General features: G+C 32.6%; 18 protein-coding genes and 1 pseudogene. 11 read left to right on the top strand and 8 right to left on the bottom strand.

Features of this window, described 5'->3' with window-relative positions; genetic code table 11:
* Position 1: 1 nt before the first annotated feature.
* Genes BWZ22_RS15170 through panB form a run of 3 tightly spaced genes read right to left on the bottom strand, consistent with a single transcriptional unit; the run spans position 2 to position 2986 of the window.
* A complete protein-coding gene (locus tag BWZ22_RS15170; protein WP_083692398.1) occupies positions 2-1387 on the bottom strand; it encodes an aldehyde dehydrogenase in 1386 nt (461 codons plus the stop codon).
* Between the two features lie 22 nt (positions 1388-1409).
* Positions 1410-2111, bottom strand: a complete 702-nt coding sequence (locus BWZ22_RS15165) for an RluA family pseudouridine synthase (RefSeq protein WP_076701574.1) — start codon at positions 2109-2111, stop codon at positions 1410-1412.
* Between the two features lie 56 nt (positions 2112-2167).
* Positions 2168-2986 (bottom strand): 3-methyl-2-oxobutanoate hydroxymethyltransferase, encoded by an 819-nt coding sequence (panB, locus tag BWZ22_RS15160; protein WP_076702564.1) that lies wholly within the window; start codon positions 2984-2986, stop codon positions 2168-2170.
* A 413-nt stretch (positions 2987-3399) separates the two neighbouring features.
* On the opposite strand from panB, the gene BWZ22_RS15155 reads away from it, so the two are divergent.
* The 3 genes from BWZ22_RS15155 to BWZ22_RS15145 are packed head-to-tail and all read left to right on the top strand — an operon-like array spanning position 3400 to position 5861.
* A complete protein-coding gene (locus BWZ22_RS15155) occupies positions 3400-4455 on the top strand; it encodes a fatty acid desaturase (protein WP_371326808.1) in 1056 nt (351 codons plus the stop codon).
* A gap of 16 nt (positions 4456-4471) precedes the next feature.
* A complete protein-coding gene (locus tag BWZ22_RS15150) occupies positions 4472-5629 on the top strand; it encodes a DEAD/DEAH box helicase (protein WP_076701570.1) in 1158 nt (385 codons plus the stop codon).
* Between the two features lie 40 nt (positions 5630-5669).
* The gene (locus tag BWZ22_RS15145) at positions 5670-5861 is read left to right on the top strand and encodes a cold-shock protein (protein ID WP_076701568.1); all 192 of its coding nucleotides are present in this window, start codon (positions 5670-5672) and stop codon (positions 5859-5861) included.
* A gap of 113 nt (positions 5862-5974) precedes the next feature.
* Here BWZ22_RS15145 and BWZ22_RS15140 read toward each other — a convergent pair.
* The 3 genes and pseudogenes from BWZ22_RS15140 to BWZ22_RS15125 form a co-directional block, all read right to left on the bottom strand.
* Positions 5975-6148: pseudogene (locus BWZ22_RS15140) on the bottom strand (L-serine ammonia-lyase, iron-sulfur-dependent, subunit alpha); the annotation flags it as partial.
* A gap of 92 nt (positions 6149-6240) precedes the next feature.
* Positions 6241-8184 (bottom strand): hypothetical protein, encoded by a 1944-nt coding sequence (locus BWZ22_RS15135; protein ID WP_076701564.1) that lies wholly within the window; start codon positions 8182-8184, stop codon positions 6241-6243.
* A 435-nt stretch (positions 8185-8619) separates the two neighbouring features.
* Positions 8620-10041 carry an L-serine ammonia-lyase gene (locus BWZ22_RS15125; protein ID WP_076701559.1) on the bottom strand — a complete coding sequence of 474 codons (1422 nt, stop codon included), beginning with the start codon at positions 10039-10041 and terminating at the stop codon, positions 8620-8622.
* Positions 10042-10446: 405 nt separating this feature from the next.
* Here BWZ22_RS15125 and dnaK point away from each other — a divergent pair, with 405 nt between their 5' ends.
* On the top strand, positions 10447-12366 hold the full coding sequence (gene dnaK / locus BWZ22_RS15120; RefSeq protein WP_076701555.1) for a molecular chaperone DnaK: 1920 nt from the start codon (positions 10447-10449) through the stop codon (positions 12364-12366).
* A 130-nt stretch (positions 12367-12496) separates the two neighbouring features.
* On the opposite strand, the gene BWZ22_RS15115 is transcribed toward dnaK, so the two are convergent.
* Positions 12497-14125 (bottom strand): acyl-CoA carboxylase subunit beta, encoded by a 1629-nt coding sequence (locus BWZ22_RS15115; protein ID WP_076701552.1) that lies wholly within the window; start codon positions 14123-14125, stop codon positions 12497-12499.
* 154 nt (positions 14126-14279) lie between these two features.
* Here BWZ22_RS15115 and BWZ22_RS15110 point away from each other — a divergent pair, with 154 nt between their 5' ends.
* The 5 genes from BWZ22_RS15110 (at position 14280) to ettA (ending at position 18042) form a co-directional block, all read left to right on the top strand.
* Positions 14280-14810 (top strand): NADPH-dependent FMN reductase, encoded by a 531-nt coding sequence (locus BWZ22_RS15110; RefSeq protein WP_076701550.1) that lies wholly within the window; start codon positions 14280-14282, stop codon positions 14808-14810.
* Positions 14811-14820: 10 nt separating this feature from the next.
* Positions 14821-15258: a MarR family winged helix-turn-helix transcriptional regulator gene (locus BWZ22_RS15105; protein WP_076701547.1), complete on the top strand. Its 438-nt coding sequence runs from the start codon at positions 14821-14823 to the stop codon at positions 15256-15258.
* Positions 15259-15288: 30 nt separating this feature from the next.
* Positions 15289-16014 (top strand): pirin family protein, encoded by a 726-nt coding sequence (locus BWZ22_RS15100; protein ID WP_076701544.1) that lies wholly within the window; start codon positions 15289-15291, stop codon positions 16012-16014.
* Between the two features lie 105 nt (positions 16015-16119).
* On the top strand, positions 16120-16302 hold the full coding sequence (locus tag BWZ22_RS15095; RefSeq protein ID WP_076701540.1) for a CAL67264 family membrane protein: 183 nt from the start codon (positions 16120-16122) through the stop codon (positions 16300-16302).
* 48 nt (positions 16303-16350) lie between these two features.
* Positions 16351-18042, top strand: coding sequence for an energy-dependent translational throttle protein EttA (ettA, locus tag BWZ22_RS15090; protein ID WP_076701537.1), 1692 nt, complete (start codon positions 16351-16353; stop codon positions 18040-18042).
* Positions 18043-18090: 48 nt separating this feature from the next.
* On the opposite strand, the gene BWZ22_RS15085 is transcribed toward ettA, so the two are convergent.
* A complete protein-coding gene (locus tag BWZ22_RS15085; RefSeq protein ID WP_076701535.1) occupies positions 18091-18315 on the bottom strand; it encodes a hypothetical protein in 225 nt (74 codons plus the stop codon).
* A gap of 328 nt (positions 18316-18643) precedes the next feature.
* On the opposite strand from BWZ22_RS15085, the gene BWZ22_RS15080 reads away from it, so the two are divergent.
* Both BWZ22_RS15080 and BWZ22_RS15075 read left to right on the top strand, forming a co-directional pair.
* On the top strand, positions 18644-19984 hold the full coding sequence (locus BWZ22_RS15080; RefSeq protein WP_076701532.1) for a microtubule-binding protein: 1341 nt from the start codon (positions 18644-18646) through the stop codon (positions 19982-19984).
* Between the two features lie 161 nt (positions 19985-20145).
* A complete protein-coding gene (locus BWZ22_RS15075) occupies positions 20146-21216 on the top strand; it encodes a hypothetical protein (protein ID WP_076701530.1) in 1071 nt (356 codons plus the stop codon).
* The last annotated feature ends 199 nt before the right edge of the window (positions 21217-21415 follow it).

Below are 21415 nucleotides of genomic sequence, written 5' to 3'. Positions count from 1 at the left end.
TTTATCCAAACCACTTAAACATCTTTTTTATGATGTTTAAATTTTTGTAACTGTATGGGGCATACCTAATGTTTGGGTCTATCCAATTACCTCGTTTAATTATGGGTTTATTATGAGTAAATGTATTAAACCCATGCTTACCATGATAGGCGCCCATACCACTAGTGCCAACACCGCCAAAAGGTAGACGATTATTACTAAAATGAATTAGTAAATCATTAACTACTCCACCGCCAAATTCATACTTGGTGATGTTTTCTTTAATAAATGCTTTATTATTAGAAAAGATGTATAGTGCTAAAGGTTTTTCATAGTTCCAAATAATTTTTTCAATGTCTTTTTCAGAATCATAACTTAAAATTGGTAAGATGGGGCCAAAAATTTCATTAGACATTAAGGCGCTATTTAAATTGGGTTCATCAACAAGAGTAGGAGATATGTAGCAATTATCAACATCAATTTGTCCGCCAAAAATAACCTTTACACCTTCCAAAGTTTTTGCTAAACGTTTTGTGTGTTTATAATTAATTATTCTTGGGAAATCTGATGAATTTATAGGGTTTTCGCCATAAAATGCAATAATTTCGTTTTTAATATTTTTAATTAAAGCATCTTTAATATTTCTATGAACAATAAGATAATCGGCGGTAATACAGGTTTGTCCGCCATTTAAAAATTTACCCCAAACCAAACGTTTTGCTGTAAGTTTTGTATTAACTGTGTCATCAATAATACAAGGCGATTTTCCACCTAATTCTAAGGTAACAGGCGTTAGATATTTTGCTGCTGCTTTTGCTACAATTTTTCCAACAGGAACACTGCCAGTAAAAAATATATAATCCCATTTTTGTGCAAGTAATTCTGTAGCTATATCAATACCACCTTCTATTGAAGCAGCCATTTCAATAGGGAATACTTTGGTGATTATTTTTGAAAGTATTTTAGAGGTGTTTGTAGTTAATTCACTTGGTTTTAGTACTACGGTATTTCCTGCAGCAATAGCCATAATTAAAGGTTCTATTGCTAGTAGAAACGGGTAGTTCCATGGGGCTATTATTAAAACATTTCCGTAGGGTTCTTTGTAAATAAAATCTTTAGAAGGAAAAGTGAGTAAAGATGATTTTACGCTTTGTGGTTTTGCCCACTTTTTTAGGTTTTTTATAGCTAAGTTTAACTCAGAAATTACTAACCCAAACTCACTAATAAAAGCTTCAAATTCAGATTTATTGAAGTCTTTCTTTAAAGCAAAATAAATATCTTGCTCTTTAGAAAGGATTTCAGTTTTTAAAGCTTTTAGAAACTGCAATCTGTAGTTAACATCTTTTGTTTTTTGAGATTTAAAAAACTTGCGTTGCGCAGAAAGGATTTCTAGAATAGTAGTTGCCAAAATAAAGTTTTTATAAAGATATTTAATTTAGGCAAGCATCCCAAATAGAATCTTTAGGTAGTGGCGCAATAATATTTATATTATTTTTTGAAACTGGATGAATAAACTGAATTTGTCTTGCATGCAGATGAATACTGGCATCTTTATTACTTCTAGCAAACCCATATTTTAAATCGCCTTTTATTGGACAGCCCATAGTTGATAGTTGACACCTAATTTGGTGATGCCTTCCTGTTTCAAGGCTAACTTCTAGTAAAAAATAATTGTCTAGTTTTTTTAATTGTTTAAAATGAAGAATGGCTTTTTTGCTACCAGCAATTTCTTTTAAATATGCGTAAGATTTATTGTTTTTAGGGTTCTTTTTAAGCCAATGAATAAGAGTGTCTTCAGGTTTTTTAGGTTTGTTTTTCACAACAGCCCAATAGGTTTTTTTAGCTTTTTTATCGGCAAAAAGTTTGTTTAGTCTTGGTAATGCTTTACTTGTTTTTGAAAATACTACAATACCAGTTGTGGGTCTGTCTAATCTGTGTACAACGCCTAAATATACATTTCCGGGTTTATTGTACTTATCTTTAATGTAATCTTTAACAACATCACTTAAAGGTTTGTCGCCTGTTTTATCACCCTGAACAATATCACCCGCACGTTTGTTAACTATGATGATGTGATTATCTTCATAAAGAATTTGAAGGTTATTTTTGTTTGATAGCGTTTTAGTTGTCATTATTTATACTCTAAAGCGCTTACGCTAGAGCCCAAAGATTTAATTTTTATAGTTGCCTAGTACTGTTCATTTTCATTAGGGAAATCTAAGCTTTTAACATCAGATACATATTGCTTCATAGCATTTGTCATATCTTCATATAAATTCAAATATCTTCGTAAAAAGCGCGGATTAAACTCGTGTGTCATTCCTAACATATCATGAACTACTAATACTTGGCCATCAACATGAGGGCCAGCACCAATACCAATGATAGGAATGCTAACACTTTCTGCAACTTTTCTAGCAAGTTCTGCAGGTATTTTTTCTAAAACAATAGCGAAACAACCAGTACGCTCTAACATTTTAGCATCTTTAATAAGTTGTTCTGCCTCTTCTTCTTCTTTAGCTCTAACGGTATAGGTTCCAAATTTATAAATAGATTGAGGGGTTAACCCTAAATGCCCCATAACAGGAATACCCGCATTTAAAATACGTTTAATAGATTCTTTAATCTCTCTTCCTCCTTCAAGTTTTACAGCATGAGCGCCACTTTCTTTCATAATTCTAATAGCAGAACGGAGCGCTTCTTTAGGGTCACTTTGGTAGCTTCCAAAAGGCAAATCTACTACTACCAAAGCTCTATCTATAGCTCTAATAACAGAAGATGCATGATAAATCATTTGATCTAAAGTAATGGGCAAAGTGGTTTCATGACCCGCCATAACATTACTTGCAGAATCACCAACTAAAATAACATCTACACCTGCACTATCAACAATTTTTGCCATAGTATAATCGTATGCAGTGAGCATTGATATTTTTTCACCAGTAGACTTCATGTCAACTAATGATTTTACGGTGATACGTTTGTATTCTTTTTTGGCTGTAGACATCATTTATTAGTTTAGAAATAGCAAACAAAAGTAGTAAATTAAACTGTTATTTTTTTGTTTAATGCTTATCCTTTTTTGTAAAAAAAACCAATTTTAGTTAATGTTAAATGATAAACCTCTATATGTCATTAAATTTGAGTAGGTTTTATGAAAACGTTGTACCCATTTAATTTAATGTTTATTAAAAATTAGGTTATCTTAATAAGGTTTCTTATATTTGCAACCGGTTAGTTTTATACTAGCTCTAAAAATAGTTAAAATACCCTACTTAAAGTAGTTCTTCGTTAAGCATTTCCATTTAGATTTTACTTCACGTTTTTTTCCTGTTTTGAAGTACATATTGTTTAACAAATTCTTTTATTATTAAAAAATTAACATTCCCAAGATCAGTAAGCTCTGATTTTTCTAAAACATTGAAGTTTCGTGTTTCTGAATATTTCAAAAGCAACAACAAAAGTAGATATGGCAATAAACGTATGGTTTTTAAAACCATTGTAATGCTGTTGATGTTCTTTACGCCTTTGGCGGCCATTATTTTCTTACCCATAAGTAGTATTCCATTGTTATTTGGATTGTTTATCCTAAGCGGATTAGGTATGGCAGGTATTGGTATGGGCGTTATGCACGATGCCATTCATGGCTCTTATTCAAAAAACAAAACCATTAATAAAATAATGGGGTATACTATTAATTTAATTGGTGCCAATGATAAAGTATGGCGATTACAGCACAATGTATTGCACCATAGTTTTACAAACATTGAAGACCATGATGATGATATCAATGCACCGTTTTTCCTTAGGTTTTCACCTCATGCACCTAAAAACAAACTTCATAAATTTCAGCATCTTTACGCTTGGTTTTTCTACGGTTTATCAACCATTTCATGGGTTACCTCAAAAGATTTTATTAGCTATAGAAAGTATTATAAAATGGGATTGGTCAAAGACCGAAAGACTTATATCAACGGTGTGCTTAAAATTGTGGCTTGGAAAGCGCTTTATTATTCTTATGCTCTTGTACTCCCTTTGATTTTTACATCATTTGCACCTTGGATTGTAATATTGGCTTTTTTAGCCATGCATTTTGTAACAGGGTTAACCATTTCATTAATATTCCAAACGGCACATGTATCGCCAGAAGCAGCTTTTCCGCTTCCTGATGAACATGGAAATATGGAATCTGAACGTTTAGCACATCAATTAGAAACCACGTGTAATTTTGGAAGTAAAAGTCCTGTATTGTCATGGTTTGTAGGAGGGTTAACACATCAAATAGAACATCATTTATTTCCGTATATATCACATATACATTATAGAAAAATATCCCCAATAGTAAAACAGACGGCCGAAGAGTTTGGGCTTCCGTATCATTCCAGTGGTTCTTTTTTAACCGCTGTTATCAAACACTTTAAAATGCTCCGAGATTTGGGGCGCATGGAGTTGCAACCCATACAAAGCAATTCTTAATAAATAAAAAAAACAAATGAATTATAATAAAAATAGAAACCAGAAAAGATCATCTGGTAAACGACCTGTCTCTAGATTGAATCCAGAGTTACTGGTTAAAAAAGCAACACAAACTATTGAAAAACCTCAAGTTATAACGCGAGATTTTGCAGAAATAGAATTGCATCAACAATTAAGTAAGAATATTTCAGATAAGGGATATTCTACTACAACAGAAATTCAAGATAAATCTATAGATGATTTATTACAAGGAAATAACCTAATAGGAATAGCTGCAACGGGTACTGGTAAAACAGGTGCGTTTCTTATTCCTATGGTTCAACAAATGTTAGAAAATAATGAAATTACTGGATTGGTAGTAGTTCCTACAAGAGAACTTGCGCAACAGGTTTTTGAGGAATTTAAATCATTAACAAAAGATTTAAGGTTTCAATCTGCATGCTTTATAGGAGGTACTAATGTTGAAAAAGACATAGTAAAAACCAAGCAAAATTTGAAATTAGTTGTGGGAACCCCAGGACGATTAAACGACTTAATAGATAGAAAAGCATTGAGAATTAATAATATATCTACACTTGTTTTAGATGAATTTGACCGTATGTTAGACATGGGGTTTATTAAAGATATTCAAAAACTAGTTTCAGGTATGCATAGCCGAAAGCAAACTATGTTATTTAGTGCTACGGTAAACTCTTCTCAAGAAAAACTCATTAATCAAATTGTGCATAACCCTATACACGTGGCTGTATCTAACGGTACTAAGTCAAGTGATAATGTAGAGCAGGATATTATTAAAGTAGGAAGCAATGAAAATAAATTTGATGTATTATTTAACCTTGTTAATGAACCTTCTTTTGAAAAAGTGCTGCTATTTGCAGAAACTAAAAGAGCTGTAAACAAGCTAAGTAAACAACTTATTAAGTCGGGTTTAAAATCTGATGTCATTCATGGCAATAAATCTCAAAATTATAGAACAAAAGCCATTGCGCAATTTAAGTCTGGTAAAACAAAAATACTGGTAGCAACAGATGTAGCTGCTCGCGGAATTGATATAAAAGGCGTAACGCATGTTATTAATTATCAATTACCCCAAAGTATGGATAGTTATATACATAGAATAGGAAGGACAGGACGAGCAGAAACCACAGGAATGGCCTACACATTTGTAAATTAATTACACAAAAACAATAAAATAATAAATAAATATAATAATTATGAAAGAAGGAACAGTAAAGTTTTTTAACAATTTAAAAGGATTTGGTTTTATTACACCAGCCGATTCAAGCGAAGATATTTTTGTACATTCATCTGGTTTAATAGATGAAATTAGAGAAAATGATAAAGTTCAATATAACACTGAACAAGGTAGAAAAGGCTTAAATGCCATAAACGTTGAAGTAGTATAAAACGCTTCGATAATCTTTTAAAAAAAGCGACTGTTATAGTCGCTTTTTTTATGCTAAATTTTATACAAAAACAAATGATTCTTCAACATAATATCTTGTAGAATATGTGTTTTTTAGCAATCTATTAAGTGAACACCAACCGCTAAACCACCTTCGCTAGTTTCTTTGTATTTGGTATTCATATCTTTTGCGGTTTCCCACATGGTATTTACTACTTTATCAAGCGGTACTTTGGTGTTTTCGGGAGTTGTGTCTAAGGCTAATTCAGCTGCATTTATGGCTTTTATAATCAAAGTATTTACAACAATATTATAGTTAAAATAAAAATAGAATGTTTTTATGTTCCAAAAAAGAACTAAAAGGTAAAAAACATCTCTTTTTAATTTAAACTTTTCATAAACCCAATATTATCAATGGCTACTGAACCTGTTTTATTTATATTAAAAATGAAACTTATTTTATTTGTATTAGAGAAATCAAAGTTTGGATTGTTTTTTTGGAAATCTTTTAAAGGAAAATAAAACGTTTGAAATACCATTTCAGATTGCTTAATACCTTTAATGAACTCTGACTTTTTAATGACCGCTTTTATTTTTTTTTGCAAAAGAGAAAATTTACTTAACGGAAATGTGATTTCATTTCCAAATGTGTCACTTAATAGGATAGTAAAGTCTATAGGTTTTTGATTAGGATTATTATTTTCTTTATACTCAGACATTGAAAACACAAATGATAATGTAGAGTCTAAAGGAGTAGGAGGTATATTGATTGTATAGCTAGCAATTAACGATTCAGGCATAGATTTAATTGATTTGCTTTTATCTTTATGGTTGTATTTCCATTCAAGGAAAAGAGATCTACTGCCTTTTTTTCGCCATTTAAGTTGTATTTCTTGCTCTTTCCACAAGGATAAATTTTTTGTCTCAATTTTCCCTCCCTTTTTAGAAACGGTTTGAAGATTAAAATCTTCGTCAAAATTAGCAATAGCCTCAAAACTTGAATCTTCAAATTGATTTAAATAAATTGTTTTAGGTAGCCAGTTTTTACCTTTTCTAGCATCAATAAACAAGGGTAGATATTCTTTTTTATTATTTAATGTGATATCAAGAAATGAGCTAATGTAAGTTTTAGTGATTTTTTTCTGATCTTCTTCACTAATAAGCTGTTTTTGGTTAAGTAACCCAGTAAAAGGGTTAAAAGTATCATTGCTACCCCAACTAGAATTAAACTGTCCGTGATTAGCTCCATAAATATAAACTCCAGATTTAAAATGATATAGACTATCATTAAAAACGATTCTTTCATATTGTTGAGACCCCATGAAGGAACTCACATCTCCGTCATGTGAGCCATGTAACACGAGATAATTTACATCTTCAAGCACTGGATTACTACCACCCAGTTTATTTTGCCCGTCTACAGGAGCAATTGCAACAACTGACTTAATACTGTAGTTGTAATTAAATTTTATTGAAGCATCATCAGGATAAAAAGGTAATTTATTGAATACTGAGGCGTATACTACTGCTTCACCTCCCTTAGAATGTCCTATTAATGCCAAATTTGTTGTATCAATTTTTTTATAGAATACATGGTCTTTCTGTTTATTCCATTCGTGCCAAGTTTTTAAGTGCTCTAATAATAACCAACCTCTTGTATGATTTTCCTTGTTTAAGCCTTTGAAGAAATTAGACCACGATTTGTTAAGAAAATTTTCATCAACCGAGGCCATTATTATCCCTTTAGAAGCTAACAATTCACCTAAATAACCATATCCATCATCGGAATAATCTTGCATGCTATGATCGCCATGAACAATTAAAACTAAAGGAAATGGACCTTCTCCTTCTGGAAAATAAACTCTTGCATTTAAAGGTAAAGATTTTGAGTTAAACCCCCAATATTTCTTACGCCACCAACCTCTAAATCCGCTCTGATCGTTAAGGAACCTACCATTTACCGGATTAGTTATAAAATCAACTTTTGTAGCATATTCTGGTCTATGAAGATCGGTTCCACTACCATAAGTTAAATACTTCACTTTATAAGGACCTTTTTCTAAAGGGGAAATAAAGTCTAATTGCTGAATTTGTGATTCAGATAATAGCGCTGCGTTTGCTATAGGAGTAACATTAAAAACATTTTTATTATATAGAAAAATAACACCGCTTAACCCAACAAATCCTAAAGAAGCGACTAATACAGTGAGTATTTTATGTGTGATAGATAAATTTTTAAACCCTTTTTTTAAAACTAATATACTAGCTCCGCATAATGATAATATAATAACAATAAACGTTGTTAATAACCCATCAGATGTCATTATGTATATTAAGGGGGGCGCTATTGAAATCGCTATGATTAATATTTTAGGTATGCGAACTAAAAATATAATACTCCATTTAATGAAATATCCAAATACAATGATTAACAAAGCAAAAACTAAGCAAAGTATTATTATCCAAAAATCCTTAAGATTGATGTATATTAGAGAGCAATATAGTATCCAAAAAAAGAATGTAACAATTAATAAACTTAGAGAAGCTCCTTTTATTGCAGTTTTTCCAGGTTTGATTTTTTTAATAATATTTTTAAACCAAAAAATTATTTGATGACATTTATCTATCATAGCACGATAATGATATAATGCTCAAAATAAAAATATAAATAAAACCTAACAATAATATTTTATAAATGTCTAATATTTTAGTTTAAGTGACTAATTACAGTTTTTAACTAGAGGTAGTTAAAATAAAAACTAACAATCTGTTAAGTGAACACCAACCGCTAAACCACCTTCGCTAGTTTCTTTGTATTTGGTATTCATATCTTTTGCGGTTTCCCACATCGTATTTACTACTTTATCAAGTGGTACTTTGGTATTTTCGGGAGTTGTGTCTAGGGCTAATTCAGCTGCATTTATGGCTTTTATTGCCCCCATGGCATTGCGTTCAATACATGGTATTTGTACTAAACCACCAATGGGATCGCAGGTTAATCCTAGGTGATGTTCCATAGCTATTTCAGCAGCAATTAACACTTGTTCGGGTGTACCGCCTAAAAGTTCACAAAGAGCTGCCGCAGCCATAGCAGAAGATACTCCAATTTCTGCTTGACAGCCCCCCATAGCAGCACTAATAGTGGCTCCTTTTTTAAAAATGCTACCAATTTCTCCGGCTACTAGTAAAAATTGTTTAATATCTTCAAAATTACCATCATGATTTTCAATAACTAAATAGTACATTAAAACTGCAGGAATTACGCCTGCACTACCATTTGTTGGTGCTGTAACTACACGTCCTAAAGCAGCATTAACTTCATTTACAGCAAGCGCAAAACAGCTAACCCATTTTATAATTTGACGAAATTTAACCTCGGTGTCTCTAATACTATAAATCCATTCTACAGGGTTGGTGTATGGTTTATTACCAATTAACTTTTGGTGCATATCAAAGGCACGCCTTCTTACGTTCAATCCACCAGGTAATATGCCTTCGGTATGACAACCAGTGTATATGCACTCTAACATAACATCCCAAATGCGTTTTAGTTCTTTATTAATGTCATCTTCATTTCTAATGGATTTTTCGTTTTCTAAAACAACTTCAGAAACAGATTTATTAAGTGTTTTGCAAAACTCTAAAAGCTCTGTGCCTTTTTCAATAGGATAGGGGAAAGCGCATTTAATTTCAAAATTCTTTTTGGTGTTATTACTATCTTCCTTAATTACAAATCCGCCACCAATAGAATAAAAGGTTGATGTTATTTTTTTAGATTTTGTTTGTGCTGTAAATTTTATACCGTTGGCATGAAAGGGTAAAAATGTTTTTTTGAATTTGATATCTTTTTCAAAATTGAAATCGATTAAAATTTCACCATTAAGATGTAATTTCTTTGATGATTTAACCGTTTCTATTTTTTTAGGAATATGTTCAACCGGAATAGTTTCAGGGTTTGCTCCAAGTAAACCTAAAACCACTGCATAATTGGTTGCGTGTCCTTTTCCTGTTAAAGAAAGGGAGCCGTATAGGTTAACAGAAACATGGTGAATGTGTTCAAAGTTATTGGAGCTTTTTAATTCTTTTATAAATTCTTCTGCTGCGCGCCATGGACCTAGTGTATGGGAACTAGAAGGACCAATGCCAATTTTTAGCATATCGAAAACCGAGATACATTCCATTTACTACAACGTTATAGTTAAAACAAATATAGATTGTTTTTTTATGCTCACAAAAGTGTAAGGTGTAAAGTTTAAGCATAATAATAGGTGTTGTTGTTGCTAGCAAGTGCGCTAGGGATTGAACGGTATGTTTGAGTTCCCCGACATTAGAAAGGAGCGAGTAGTAAAATATTCATATTCACGAATTCATTAATTTGAAATTTAATAATTGAGTAAAGCCCGATCTGGTGGGGAGCGCCATAATTATTATAACTTTTAATGTGCCACTATTTATTTTGCTTATGACTGTAAATTAACAAAAATATGACACTGTGTCAGCATTTTTGTAATGGCATAATCATTGACATTTAGTAAACGAGTTTAAAAATGAACATTCAAATTCAACACAATAAAGTATAACATATTATGAGTAAAATTATTGGAATAGATTTAGGAACAACCAACTCTTGCGTTTCTGTAATGGAAGGTAATGATCCTGTAGTAATCCCAAATGCAGAGGGTAAACGTACCACACCATCGGTAATTGCCTTTGTTGAGGGTGGTGAGATTAAAGTTGGTGATCCTGCAAAAAGACAAGCGGTAACAAACCCTAAAAAAACAGTTTATTCAATAAAACGTTTTATGGGTAATAAATATTCTGAGTCTAGTAGTGAAGCAGAACGTGTACCATATAAAGTTGTTAAGGGTGATAATGATACACCAAGAGTTGATATTGACGGTAGATTATATACACCACAAGAATTATCGGCTATGATTCTTCAAAAAATGAAGAAAACGGCCGAAGATTATTTAGGTGCAGACGTTAGTAGAGCTGTAATTACAGTACCAGCTTACTTTAACGACGCTCAGCGTCAAGCTACAAAAGAAGCTGGTGAAATTGCTGGGTTAAAAGTTGAGCGTATTATTAACGAGCCTACAGCAGCAGCTTTAGCTTACGGTTTAGATAAAAAAGGACAAGACCAAAAAATAGTGGTTTTTGACTTTGGTGGAGGTACACATGACGTTTCTATATTAGAATTAGGAGATGGCGTATTTGAAGTATTATCTACCGATGGAGATACACATTTAGGTGGTGATGATGTAGATGAAAAAATTATTAATTGGTTAGCTGATGAGTTTAAAAATGATGAGGGTATGGATCTTAGAGAAGACCCAATGTCACTTCAACGTTTAAAAGAAGCTGCCGAAAAAGCTAAGATTGAGTTGTCATCATCTGCTCAAACAGAAATTAACTTACCTTATATAACGGCTACTGCAAGTGGTCCAAAACACTTAGTACGTACTTTAACACGTTCTAAATTTGAACAATTAATAGACGACTTAGTAAAACGTACCATAGCACCATGTGAGTCTGCTCTTAAAGCTGCAGGATTGTCAAAATCCGATATTGACGAGGTTATTTTAGTAGGTGGTTCTACACGTATTCCTGCGGTACAAGAAGCTGTTGAAAAATTCTTTGGAAAAGCACCAAGTAAAGGTGTAAACCCAGACGAAGTGGTTTCATTAGGTGCTGGTATTCAAGGTGGTGTTTTAACTGGTGATGTTAAGGATGTATTACTTTTAGATGTAACACCGTTATCTCTTGGTATAGAAACTATGGGTAATGTATTTACTAAATTAATTGAAGCAAATACAACCATTCCTACTAAGAAATCACAAATATTCTCTACAGCTGCTGATAATCAGCCTTCAGTGGAAATTCATGTGTTACAAGGTGAAAGACCAATGGCTGCAGACAACAAAACAATAGGACGCTTCCATTTAGATGGTATTCCACCAGCAAAAAGAGGCGTACCTCAAATTGAAGTAACATTTGACATTGATGCCAACGGTATTATTAAAGTGTCTGCTGAAGATAAAGCGACTGGTAAAAAACAAGATATTAGAATTGAAGCGTCTTCTGGATTAACTGAAGAAGAAATTCAAAAAATGAAAGCTGATGCTGAAGCTAATGCTGAAGCGGATAAAAAAGCGGCTGAAACTGCTAAAAAATTAAACGAAGCAGATTCTATGATTTTCCAAACGGAAAAACAATTAGAAGAATTTGGTGATAAATTATCTGATGATAAGAAAAAACCAATTCAAGAAGCTTTAGAAGAATTGAAAAAAGCTTATGAAACTAAAGATATAGCTACTATAGAGCCTGCTTTAGAGAAAATTAACGAAGCTTGGAAAGTTGCTTCTGAAGAAATGTACAAAGCTCAAGCCGAAGCGCAACAAGCAGGTGGTGCTCAACCAGGACCAGATGCTAATGCAGGAGGTAATGCTGGTAATGCTAACGAAGGAAGCGATGTAGAAGACGTAGACTTTGAAGAAGTGAAGTAATAAACAACAAATTGTTAAATTAAAAAGTGCAACTTAATTTTAAGTTGCACTTTTTTTTGTAGTTATTTTTTTTAATGTATTTGCGCATAAAATTTTATAAAAGCATAGGATAGGTTATGCTTTTTTTGTTTTAAACCTGCAAAACCCCCAAATTAAATTTCTTTTCAATAGGAGCGTGGTTTGCAGCTTCAATGCCCATACTAATCCATTTTCTAGTATCTAAAGGGTCTATAATAGCATCTGTCCAAATTCTGGCAGCAGCGTAATACGGCGACACTTGATTATCATATCTGTCTTTAATTTTTTTGTAAAGCGCATCTTCTTTTTCCTTGGTGAATTTTTCACCTTGTTTTTCTAATGAGGCTTTCTCTATTTGAAGCAAAACTTTAGCAGCAGAATTACCACTCATTACAGCAAGTTCTGCACTTGGCCATGATACAATTAATCTAGGGTCATAGGCTTTTCCGCACATAGCATAATTGCCTGCACCATAGCTATTACCTACAATTACTGTAAATTTTGGTACAACGGAATTGCTAACAGCATTAACCATTTTAGCACCATCTTTTATAATACCCCCATGTTCACTTTTACTGCCAACCATAAATCCGGTAACGTCTTGTAAAAAAAGAAGCGGTATTTTCTTTTGATTGCAATTGGCTATAAATCGGGTTGCTTTATCGGCACTGTCATTATAAATCACACCTCCAAATTGCATTTCTCCTTTTTGGGTTTTTACCAATTTACGTTGGTTGGCAACAATACCAACAGCCCATCCATCAATTCTAGCATAAGCGGTAATAATGGTTTTTCCGTAGCCAGCTTTGTATTCATCAAATTCAGAATTATCAACCAATCGTTTTATAATTTCATACATATCGTATTGATCGGTTCTACTTTTAGGTAAAATGCCGTAAATATCTTCAGGATTTTCTAAGGGTTTTTCAGGCTTAATGCGGTTAAATCCAGCCTTATCATAATCGCCAATTTTATCAATTATACTTTTTATGGTATCTAAAGCATCTTTATCATCTTTTGCTTTATAATCGGTAACACCACTAATTTCACAATGTGTTGTGGCGCCTCCAAGAGTTTCGTTATCAATGGTTTCACCAATAGCCGCTTTAACAAGATAACTGCCTGCTAAAAATATACTACCTGTTTTGTCTACAATTAAAGCTTCGTCACTCATAATAGGTAAGTAAGCTCCACCAGCAACACAACTACCCATTACAGCTGCAATTTGAGTGATACCCATACTACTCATAATGGCATTGTTTCTAAAAATACGCCCAAAATGTTCTTTATCTGGGAAAATTTCATCTTGCATGGGCAGATAAACACCTGCAGAATCAACTAAATAAATGATAGGCAATTTATTTTCAATAGCAATCTCTTGTGCTCTTAAATTCTTTTTCCCTGTTATAGGAAACCAAGCACCTGCTTTTACTGTAGCATCATTAGCAACTACAACACATTGCTTTCCTTTTATGTAGCCTATTTTAACTACAACGCCTCCAGACGGACATCCTCCGTGTTCTTCATACATGCCTTCACCTGCAAAAGCAGCAATTTCAACAGATTTCGACTTGTTATCTAATAAATAATCTATACGTTCTCTAGCTGTTAATTTGCCCTTAGAGTGGTGCTTTTCAATTCTAGATTTACCACCACCAAGTTTTACTTTAATAAGTCGTTTATTTAATTCTGAAAGTAAAAGTTTATTGTAATCTTCGTTTATATTGAAGTTGATATCCATTTAGTTCATCTTTAATGCTAAAGTACAAAAGAAGTTATTTCTTTTAAAACAGAAGCATAATTCTTAATAAAATCATAAATTATATATCATGGAAATATATTCCTTGGAATATAATATTTTAAGTGATATATTTGTAGAATAAAATTTAAATAAAATGAAAAAAATTATAGCCTTTGCAGGTAGTAGTAGTAAAACATCAATTAATAAGCAATTAGCGGTTTATGCAGCAAATTTAGTAGAAGGGGTAGAAGTAACGGTTTTAGATTTAAACGATTATAATTTACCACTTTACGGCATAGATTTAGAAAACCAGAAAGGTATCCCTGATGATGCTCATAAATTTTTTGAACAAATCCAAAGTTCTGATGGTATTGTTTTATCCTTAGCAGAACATAATGGTGCTTACACTACTGTTTTTAAAAATTTGTTTGATTGGATGTCTAGAATTAACGGTAAACTTTGGTTAGACAAGCCTATGTTGCTTATGGCTACCTCTCCAGGAGCAAGAGGAGGCGCTTCGGTTTTAGAGATTGCAAAAGACAGATTTCCTTTTAACGGAGGAAATATTGTAGCCCAATTTAGTTTACCTTCTTTTAATGATAATTTTAAAGATGGAGAAATTATAACAGAAGCTTTAAAAACTAGTTTGATTAGTCAAGTTAAAGAATTTCAAAAAGCACTTTAAACATTAAGTAATGGGCGATATATCAAAAGACATTCAATCAAAATTTGTAAATAATAAAGTTAAGGCTTTAATAAACATTATTTATACGGCAAACTGGATTAACAGCCATCAAAATGAGTTTTTTAAACCCTTTGGTATTTCGCCACAGCAGTTTAATATCCTACGTATTTTAAGAGGAGCAGGAAAACCTTTAAAAGTTCAAACTATTAAAGAACGCATGATTGAAAGAGCTCCAAACGCAACACGATTAATGGATAAATTATGTGCTAAAAAATTAATTGATAGGCTACCGTGTCCTGAAGACAGACGCGTAGTACATATTGAAATAACTAAAGAAGGATTGCAATTGTTAAAAGATATTGACAAAGATTTTAAAGAAGATTTATTAGAAAACCTAACCGAAGAAGAAGCCATTCAATTAAGTAATCTTTTAGATAAAATAAGATAATTAATGGGGTAAACCCAGAAAGGATTAAAAATGAAAACTATAATACACAAAGCCAATACAAGAGGATTTGCAAATCATGGTTGGTTACAAGCCAACCATTCATTTAGTTTTGCAGGTTGGTTTAACCCAGAACGCCTTCACTTTGGGGCTTTACGTGTTTTAAATGATGATGTTATTGCACCAAAAATGGGTTTTGGTACGCATCCGCATGAAAATATGGAAATTATTACAATTCCCTTAAAAGGTGTTTTAAAACATCGCGATAATATGGGAGGTGAATGGATTCCTGTAGTTCCAGGCGAAGTGCAAGTTATGAGTGCTGGTACAGGAGTGCAACATTCTGAAATTAATGGCTCTGTTGATGAAAACTTAAATTTATTTCAAATTTGGATTATCCCAGAAAAGCAAGGTGTATCACCAAGATATGACCAAAAAGAATTTAAGGCTGAAGACAGAAAAGGTAAACTACAAACCTTAGTAACCTCTTTTAATGATGCAGATGAAACGAGTTTAAAAATTAATCAAGATGCCAAAATATCTCGTATTGATTTAAAAGCAGGTGAAACATTTACCTATAATTTGAAAAGTGAAGATCATGGAGTTTATATCATGAATATTTCAGGTAAAATAACTATAAATAATGATTTTTTAGAAACTAGAGATGCCATTGGAATTTCAGAAACTCAAAATGTTATTATTAAAACTCAAGAAGAAACTGAGCTGCTATTTATTGAAATTCCTATGGTTTCGTTATAACTTAAAAGCAAGTATTATGGAAAGCATTCAAAATTTGAATGCTTTTTTTGTTTAAAAAGTACGATATTTGTTTTTAGAATTAAATTAAAAGATTTTATATAAATTATGTCAATGAATAAAAACACAGTGTTGGCTTGGGCTACATGGATTATGATTTTTGTAGGTGTAGGTTTAATAGCTTTAGGAGCTTTTAGATATGATGAAATAGCTGGATGGGGCTTTGCCTCTGTAGGATTTGGTTTTTTTGCAATTGCTTGGGTGTTTAATGCCTTAAAAGGTAGGGTGTAAAATCACCTAAAAACATCTATATTTTCTAATCTGATAAACTTTCAAATAGTGAGTGACGATAAAAAAGTAATCTTTTCAATGTCGGGTGTTACCAAAACATTTCAAAGTGCTAACACCCCCGTTTTAAAAAACATATATTTAAGTTTCTTTTATGGTGCCAAAATTGGTATTCTAGGTTTAAATGGGTCTGGTAAATCTACCTTGTTAAAAATTATTGCTGGTGTAGATAAAAACTATCAAGGAGACGTAGTTTTTTCACCAGGATATTCAGTAGGGTATTTAGAGCAAGAACCTCAATTAGATGATGAAAAAACTGTTATGGAAGTGGTGCGCGAAGGTGCAGCCGAAACCGTAGCAATTCTAGAAGAATATAATAAAATAAACGATCAGTTTGGTTTAGAAGAGGTATATAGTGATCCTGATAAAATGGAAAAACTAATGAACCGCCAAGCAGAATTGCAAGATCAAATTGATGCAGCCAATGCTTGGGAATTAGATACCAAACTAGAAATAGCCATGGATGCCTTAAGAACGCCTGATGGCGATAAAAAAATAGGCGTTTTATCGGGAGGAGAGCGTCGTAGAGTAGCCTTATGTAGATTATTACTTCAAGAACCAGATGTACTACTTTTAGATGAGCCTACCAACCATTTAGATGCCGAATCGGTACATTGGCTAGAGCACCATTTGGCGCAATATAAAGGAACTGTAATTGCGGTAACTCACGATAGATATTTCTTAGATAATGTTGCTGGTTGGATTTTAGAGCTAGACAGAGGAGAGGGTATTCCTTGGAAAGGAAATTACTCTTCTTGGCTAGACCAAAAGTCTAAACGAATGGCTCAAGAAGGAAAAGCTGCTTCTAAACGTCAAAAAACCTTAGAACGAGAGTTAGAATGGGTTAGACAAGGAGCTAAAGGGCGTCAAACTAAGCAAAAAGCACGTTTAAAGAATTATGATAGGCTGTTGAGTCAAGATCAAAAACAACTTGATGAAAAACTAGAAATCTATATTCCTAATGGCCCACGTTTAGGAACCAATGTTATTGAAGCTGTTGGTGTGAGTAAAGGTTATGATGATAAGTTGCTTTATGAAGATTTAAATTTTAAATTACCACAAGCAGGAATTGTAGGGGTTATCGGACCCAATGGAGCAGGTAAAACTACCATTTTCAGAATGATAATGGGTGAAGAAACACCAGATAAAGGCGAATTTAAAGTTGGCGATACTGCTAAAATAGCTTATGTAGACCAAGGTCATTCAAATATAGACCCAGAGAAAACCATCTGGCAAAACTTTAGTGATGAACAAGAGTTGGTTATGATGGGAGGTAAGCAAGTCAACTCTCGAGCTTATTTAAGTAGATTTAATTTCTCTGGCAGTGAGCAAAACAAAAAAGTAAAATTGCTTTCAGGTGGTGAACGAAACCGTTTGCATTTGGCCATGACTTTAAAAGAAGAAGGTAATGTGTTACTTTTAGATGAGCCAACTAACGATTTAGATGTTAATACATTACGAGCGTTAGAGGAAGGTTTAGAAAACTTTGCTGGGTGTGCTGTAGTTATTAGTCACGACAGATGGTTTTTAGATCGTATCTGTACGCATATTTTGGCTTTTGAAGGAGACTCGCAAGTATATTTCTTTGAAGGTAGCTTTTCAGATTACGAAGAAAACAAAAAGAAACGTCTTGGTGGAGATTTGATTCCAAAACGAATAAAGTACAAAAAACTAGTAAGATAAATCAGTAAATAAGTCTACTTTTAGTAGGCTTATTTTTTATAATACCTGTTATTGGTACATATGTCCTCCAGTAAAGTCTTTGTATTCTTCAATTTTTTTACGTGCAATCTCTTTACTTATTTTATCAAGTCGTTCATTTTCCTTTTTTAACTTATATGATTTTCTTATACCTAAAATTAAAAGAAGTGAAAAAAATATCACTACAATAACTAAAACAGTAAGTATGGTATACTCAGCAATAAGAAGAGAGTATGAAGTAAGGTTAAGTGACATGAGTTTGGTAGAATTTTGTTAATAGCATTTCAAATATAACAATAAATTCAAGCACTAAACAACTAATAATGAAAAGAATATGAACAAAATTTGTTAATAAGAGTGTCTTGTTTTTTGCCTGATTTCTTACAATACAAAGGGTTTAGATTACTTTTTTTTAATAAAAAGTCTTACAATTATAGCGTGCATTTCATCGAAAACATGATGTACTTGTAACAATTTAATGATATTATATACCAATTATTTGAGTAATTTAAATTTTAAAAGTCATCTTTTTTAACGAAATTGCTTACCCATAAAATTGTTCAACTTAAACACAAACCTTACTATGTCTGATGATTTTGACTTATTAGAAACCAATTCTAACGAAAAAACCGAAAAAGTAGATGTCAATTGGGGGAAAGCCATTGACACTATGAAATCTAAATTAGCGCAGGAAGATGACCCTGAAGTCCGCCAAAAAATATTAAACGCTACCTTAGATGATGTGGTTCATATGGCAGAAAAGGATAGAACAACCCTTTTAGATGCCATAAAAGATTTAACAGATTATCAAGACGAAGTAGGTATTTTATTTGAAAAATTCTCTTCTTTAAACGCTACAGAGCAGAAAGTAATTGATGACGCTCAAAAAGCTTTAGAACGTGCAAGAGTTGAACTTGAAGATGCAGAAGCTAAACCAGACACTTGGTGGAATAACCTTTGGGGGCGTAAGAGTAAAATAAGAAAAGCACAAGAAGAATTAAAAGAAGCAGAAAAAGTAAGAGCTGCCGCCGATAATAAAGCCAAAGCAATGTTTCAGGCGCGTATTGAAAATGCAGATGTTCAAACACTTTTAAGTGAGCTTTCCTATAAAAGTCAAGCAGCAGTAACTCGCTTAAAAAATAGAGAACTAGAAATTAAAGAAGTTGAAGATAAACTTCAAGATGCTATTGTAGAAGCTACCAAAAACCATACAAAAGCACTAGAAAAAAAGAAAGAAGTAGAGACAAAATTAGAAGAGCATTATGCCTTATTAAAACAAGCCAGACAAGAATTAGAAGATATTGCAGATAAACAGTCTGCAGAATACGCACAAGCCATTGGTAGAGTAACACAATTAGAACAAAAGGTAGAAGAATTAGAAGGACTTAAAAACGCTTATACCACATTGGCTGCAAGTAAAGACAGTTTTGTACACAAGCATAATTTAACAATCAAGGTACTTACCTCTTTACGAAGCAATTTACAAACACACCGCGCTAAATTAAAAAGTGATACCGAAGAACGCTTAAAGTATTATGATGGTTACGTAGTAGCCTTAAAAGCTCGTACAGATCAAGAATTTGCAGCTATCCTAGAACATTTAGGGGTAAAAACCGATGAGCATATTGGAGAAACCCTAGCGGCAATGCATACAGCAAGCGCCAAAGCACGTCAAGATATGATGGATAATATACCTGTTCATGAAAAAGTTATGCAAGGCGTTTACAGCAGTTATGCCGAAGCTTTACAAGAAATTAGAGAAAAAGATATAGATATTCAAAAGAATTTTGCAGAACGCTACGGTATTGATATGAAAGAAATTTTTGAAGAATACTATAAAGCAGATGCAAATAAACCAAAAGGAGATAATGCTCCAAAAGGTAAACCAAAACCAGAAGCAACAGAAGACGATTTATTGTCTTAAAACACACAGGGCGTTACCCCGCCTTAGGGCGGGGTCAGGCTTTCCGTTGCAAGTCCTCGCTACGCTGTGGGCTTTCCACTACAATCCTTAACGCACTTACTTGCTAACAAAAGCAAAAACAAAATGTATTTTCTGCTTACTTGTACACTCAATATTAAAAAATGTCAATTAATCACATTACAACACCCTTAGACTCTGCAACCTTAGACTCTAAAGAACATTACATATTTTACCATAAAATGGTAGATTTTGTATTTAAAGAACTTATTGTGGCTGTACAGCGTAATAAACTTGTTAATAATCAGGAACTCAATATGTTTAAGCAATATTGCGATTTATTGTTGTATTCCATTGAAGCTATGCGAGTTAAATACATGTATGACCAAGAAGACAATATGAAGGTAGATTTAACAGAGTCTGGTTTTCCTAATTATTTAGAATTCAGATACCTGTTTAACGATTTAGAATTACGCGATGATTATTTAGACAAACTAACCCCAATAAGCGTTCTACAAGAAGAGTTTCTAGATACTTTAATGCGAAAAAAAGAACCTATTAAACGCAGTAAACTATTTAAAGCAGCATCTATTGTTTACTATTCATCAGTTAATAAACAGTATATATTTAACCGCTTTGTGCAAGGTAAAATCATTAATGCACCAAAAGGCTCTAATGCAGATTTACTAACAAGTTGGAGTTTTTATGATGTAGCCAATAACCGCCCATTTGTATGTTTTATGTATTTCAATTATGATGGGAATAGAATAAACGATTATAAAGATGAAATATATGAGGTTTTAAAACATTCAGCCGATAGAAAAATGAATTTAGATACAATGGCTTATGGCATTGATAGAAAATTAGAAAAAGTACATCCAAAACTTATAAAACGTATTGATTTAGGACCTCTACACAATATGTTTGCAAAAGATGAAAACGAACTAACACATACCATTTTAGAAGGTATAATTGAAAAAAATATTCCTGTAGAGTCTTACGCATTATCATTTAAAATAGACGAAGTAAAATCTAATAGCCAATTTAAAGAAGGTAGTTTTTTTAACAAACAAATATTGCAACGTTGGGATGACGTTTTTAAACAAAACTATGTATTAGCACCACATAGAATCATTCAGTTGTTATACAATAAAACCCCAAAAATAATGAATAATCTAGCTAAACCACCCATAGAAATGGCAGGTTTAAAGATAGAACAATTGGTTAATAAATAGTTAGCAGTTGGCAGTATACAGTTGGCAGTATACAGTAGGCAGTATACAGTAGGCAGTCCTAAATATAAATTAATTAAAAGTTTGAAAATAAAATATTAATATGAGTTTAGAATTATCACCAGAAGAGTATAAAGATCTTGTTATTAATGTTGCAATTAAGATAAGCCCTGTGTTAATAGAAAAAAACCAGATAGTTTAA

Origin of the sequence: Seonamhaeicola sp. S2-3 (assembly GCF_001971785.1) — a bacterium.
Taxonomy (GTDB): Bacteria; Bacteroidota; Bacteroidia; order Flavobacteriales; family Flavobacteriaceae; genus Seonamhaeicola.
This window is presented reverse-complemented; position numbering and strand designations above follow the sequence as displayed.

What these genes read in the sequence shown, in the direction of transcription:
- dnaK (WP_076701555.1), top strand. Translation starts at nt 10,447, where the DNA reads ATGAGTAAAATTATTGGAATAGATTTAGGAACAACCAACTCTTGCGTT.
- BWZ22_RS15075 (WP_076701530.1), top strand. Translation starts at nt 20,146, where the DNA reads ATGTCAATTAATCACATTACAACACCCTTAGACTCTGCAACCTTAGAC.
- BWZ22_RS15135 (WP_076701564.1), bottom strand. Translation starts at nt 8,184, where the DNA reads ATGACATCTGATGGGTTATTAACAACGTTTATTGTTATTATATTATCA.
- BWZ22_RS15165 (WP_076701574.1), bottom strand. Translation starts at nt 2,111, where the DNA reads ATGACAACTAAAACGCTATCAAACAAAAATAACCTTCAAATTCTTTAT.
- BWZ22_RS15145 (WP_076701568.1), top strand. Translation starts at nt 5,670, where the DNA reads ATGAAAGAAGGAACAGTAAAGTTTTTTAACAATTTAAAAGGATTTGGT.
- BWZ22_RS15125 (WP_076701559.1), bottom strand. Translation starts at nt 10,041, where the DNA reads ATGGAATGTATCTCGGTTTTCGATATGCTAAAAATTGGCATTGGTCCT.
- BWZ22_RS15100 (WP_076701544.1), top strand. Translation starts at nt 15,289, where the DNA reads ATGAAAACTATAATACACAAAGCCAATACAAGAGGATTTGCAAATCAT.
- panB (WP_076702564.1), bottom strand. Translation starts at nt 2,986, where the DNA reads ATGTCTACAGCCAAAAAAGAATACAAACGTATCACCGTAAAATCATTA.
- BWZ22_RS15115 (WP_076701552.1), bottom strand. Translation starts at nt 14,125, where the DNA reads ATGGATATCAACTTCAATATAAACGAAGATTACAATAAACTTTTACTT.
- BWZ22_RS15110 (WP_076701550.1), top strand. Translation starts at nt 14,280, where the DNA reads ATGAAAAAAATTATAGCCTTTGCAGGTAGTAGTAGTAAAACATCAATT.
- BWZ22_RS15150 (WP_076701570.1), top strand. Translation starts at nt 4,472, where the DNA reads ATGAATTATAATAAAAATAGAAACCAGAAAAGATCATCTGGTAAACGA.
- BWZ22_RS15085 (WP_076701535.1), bottom strand. Translation starts at nt 18,315, where the DNA reads ATGTCACTTAACCTTACTTCATACTCTCTTCTTATTGCTGAGTATACC.
- BWZ22_RS15105 (WP_076701547.1), top strand. Translation starts at nt 14,821, where the DNA reads ATGGGCGATATATCAAAAGACATTCAATCAAAATTTGTAAATAATAAA.
- BWZ22_RS15095 (WP_076701540.1), top strand. Translation starts at nt 16,120, where the DNA reads ATGTCAATGAATAAAAACACAGTGTTGGCTTGGGCTACATGGATTATG.
- BWZ22_RS15080 (WP_076701532.1), top strand. Translation starts at nt 18,644, where the DNA reads ATGTCTGATGATTTTGACTTATTAGAAACCAATTCTAACGAAAAAACC.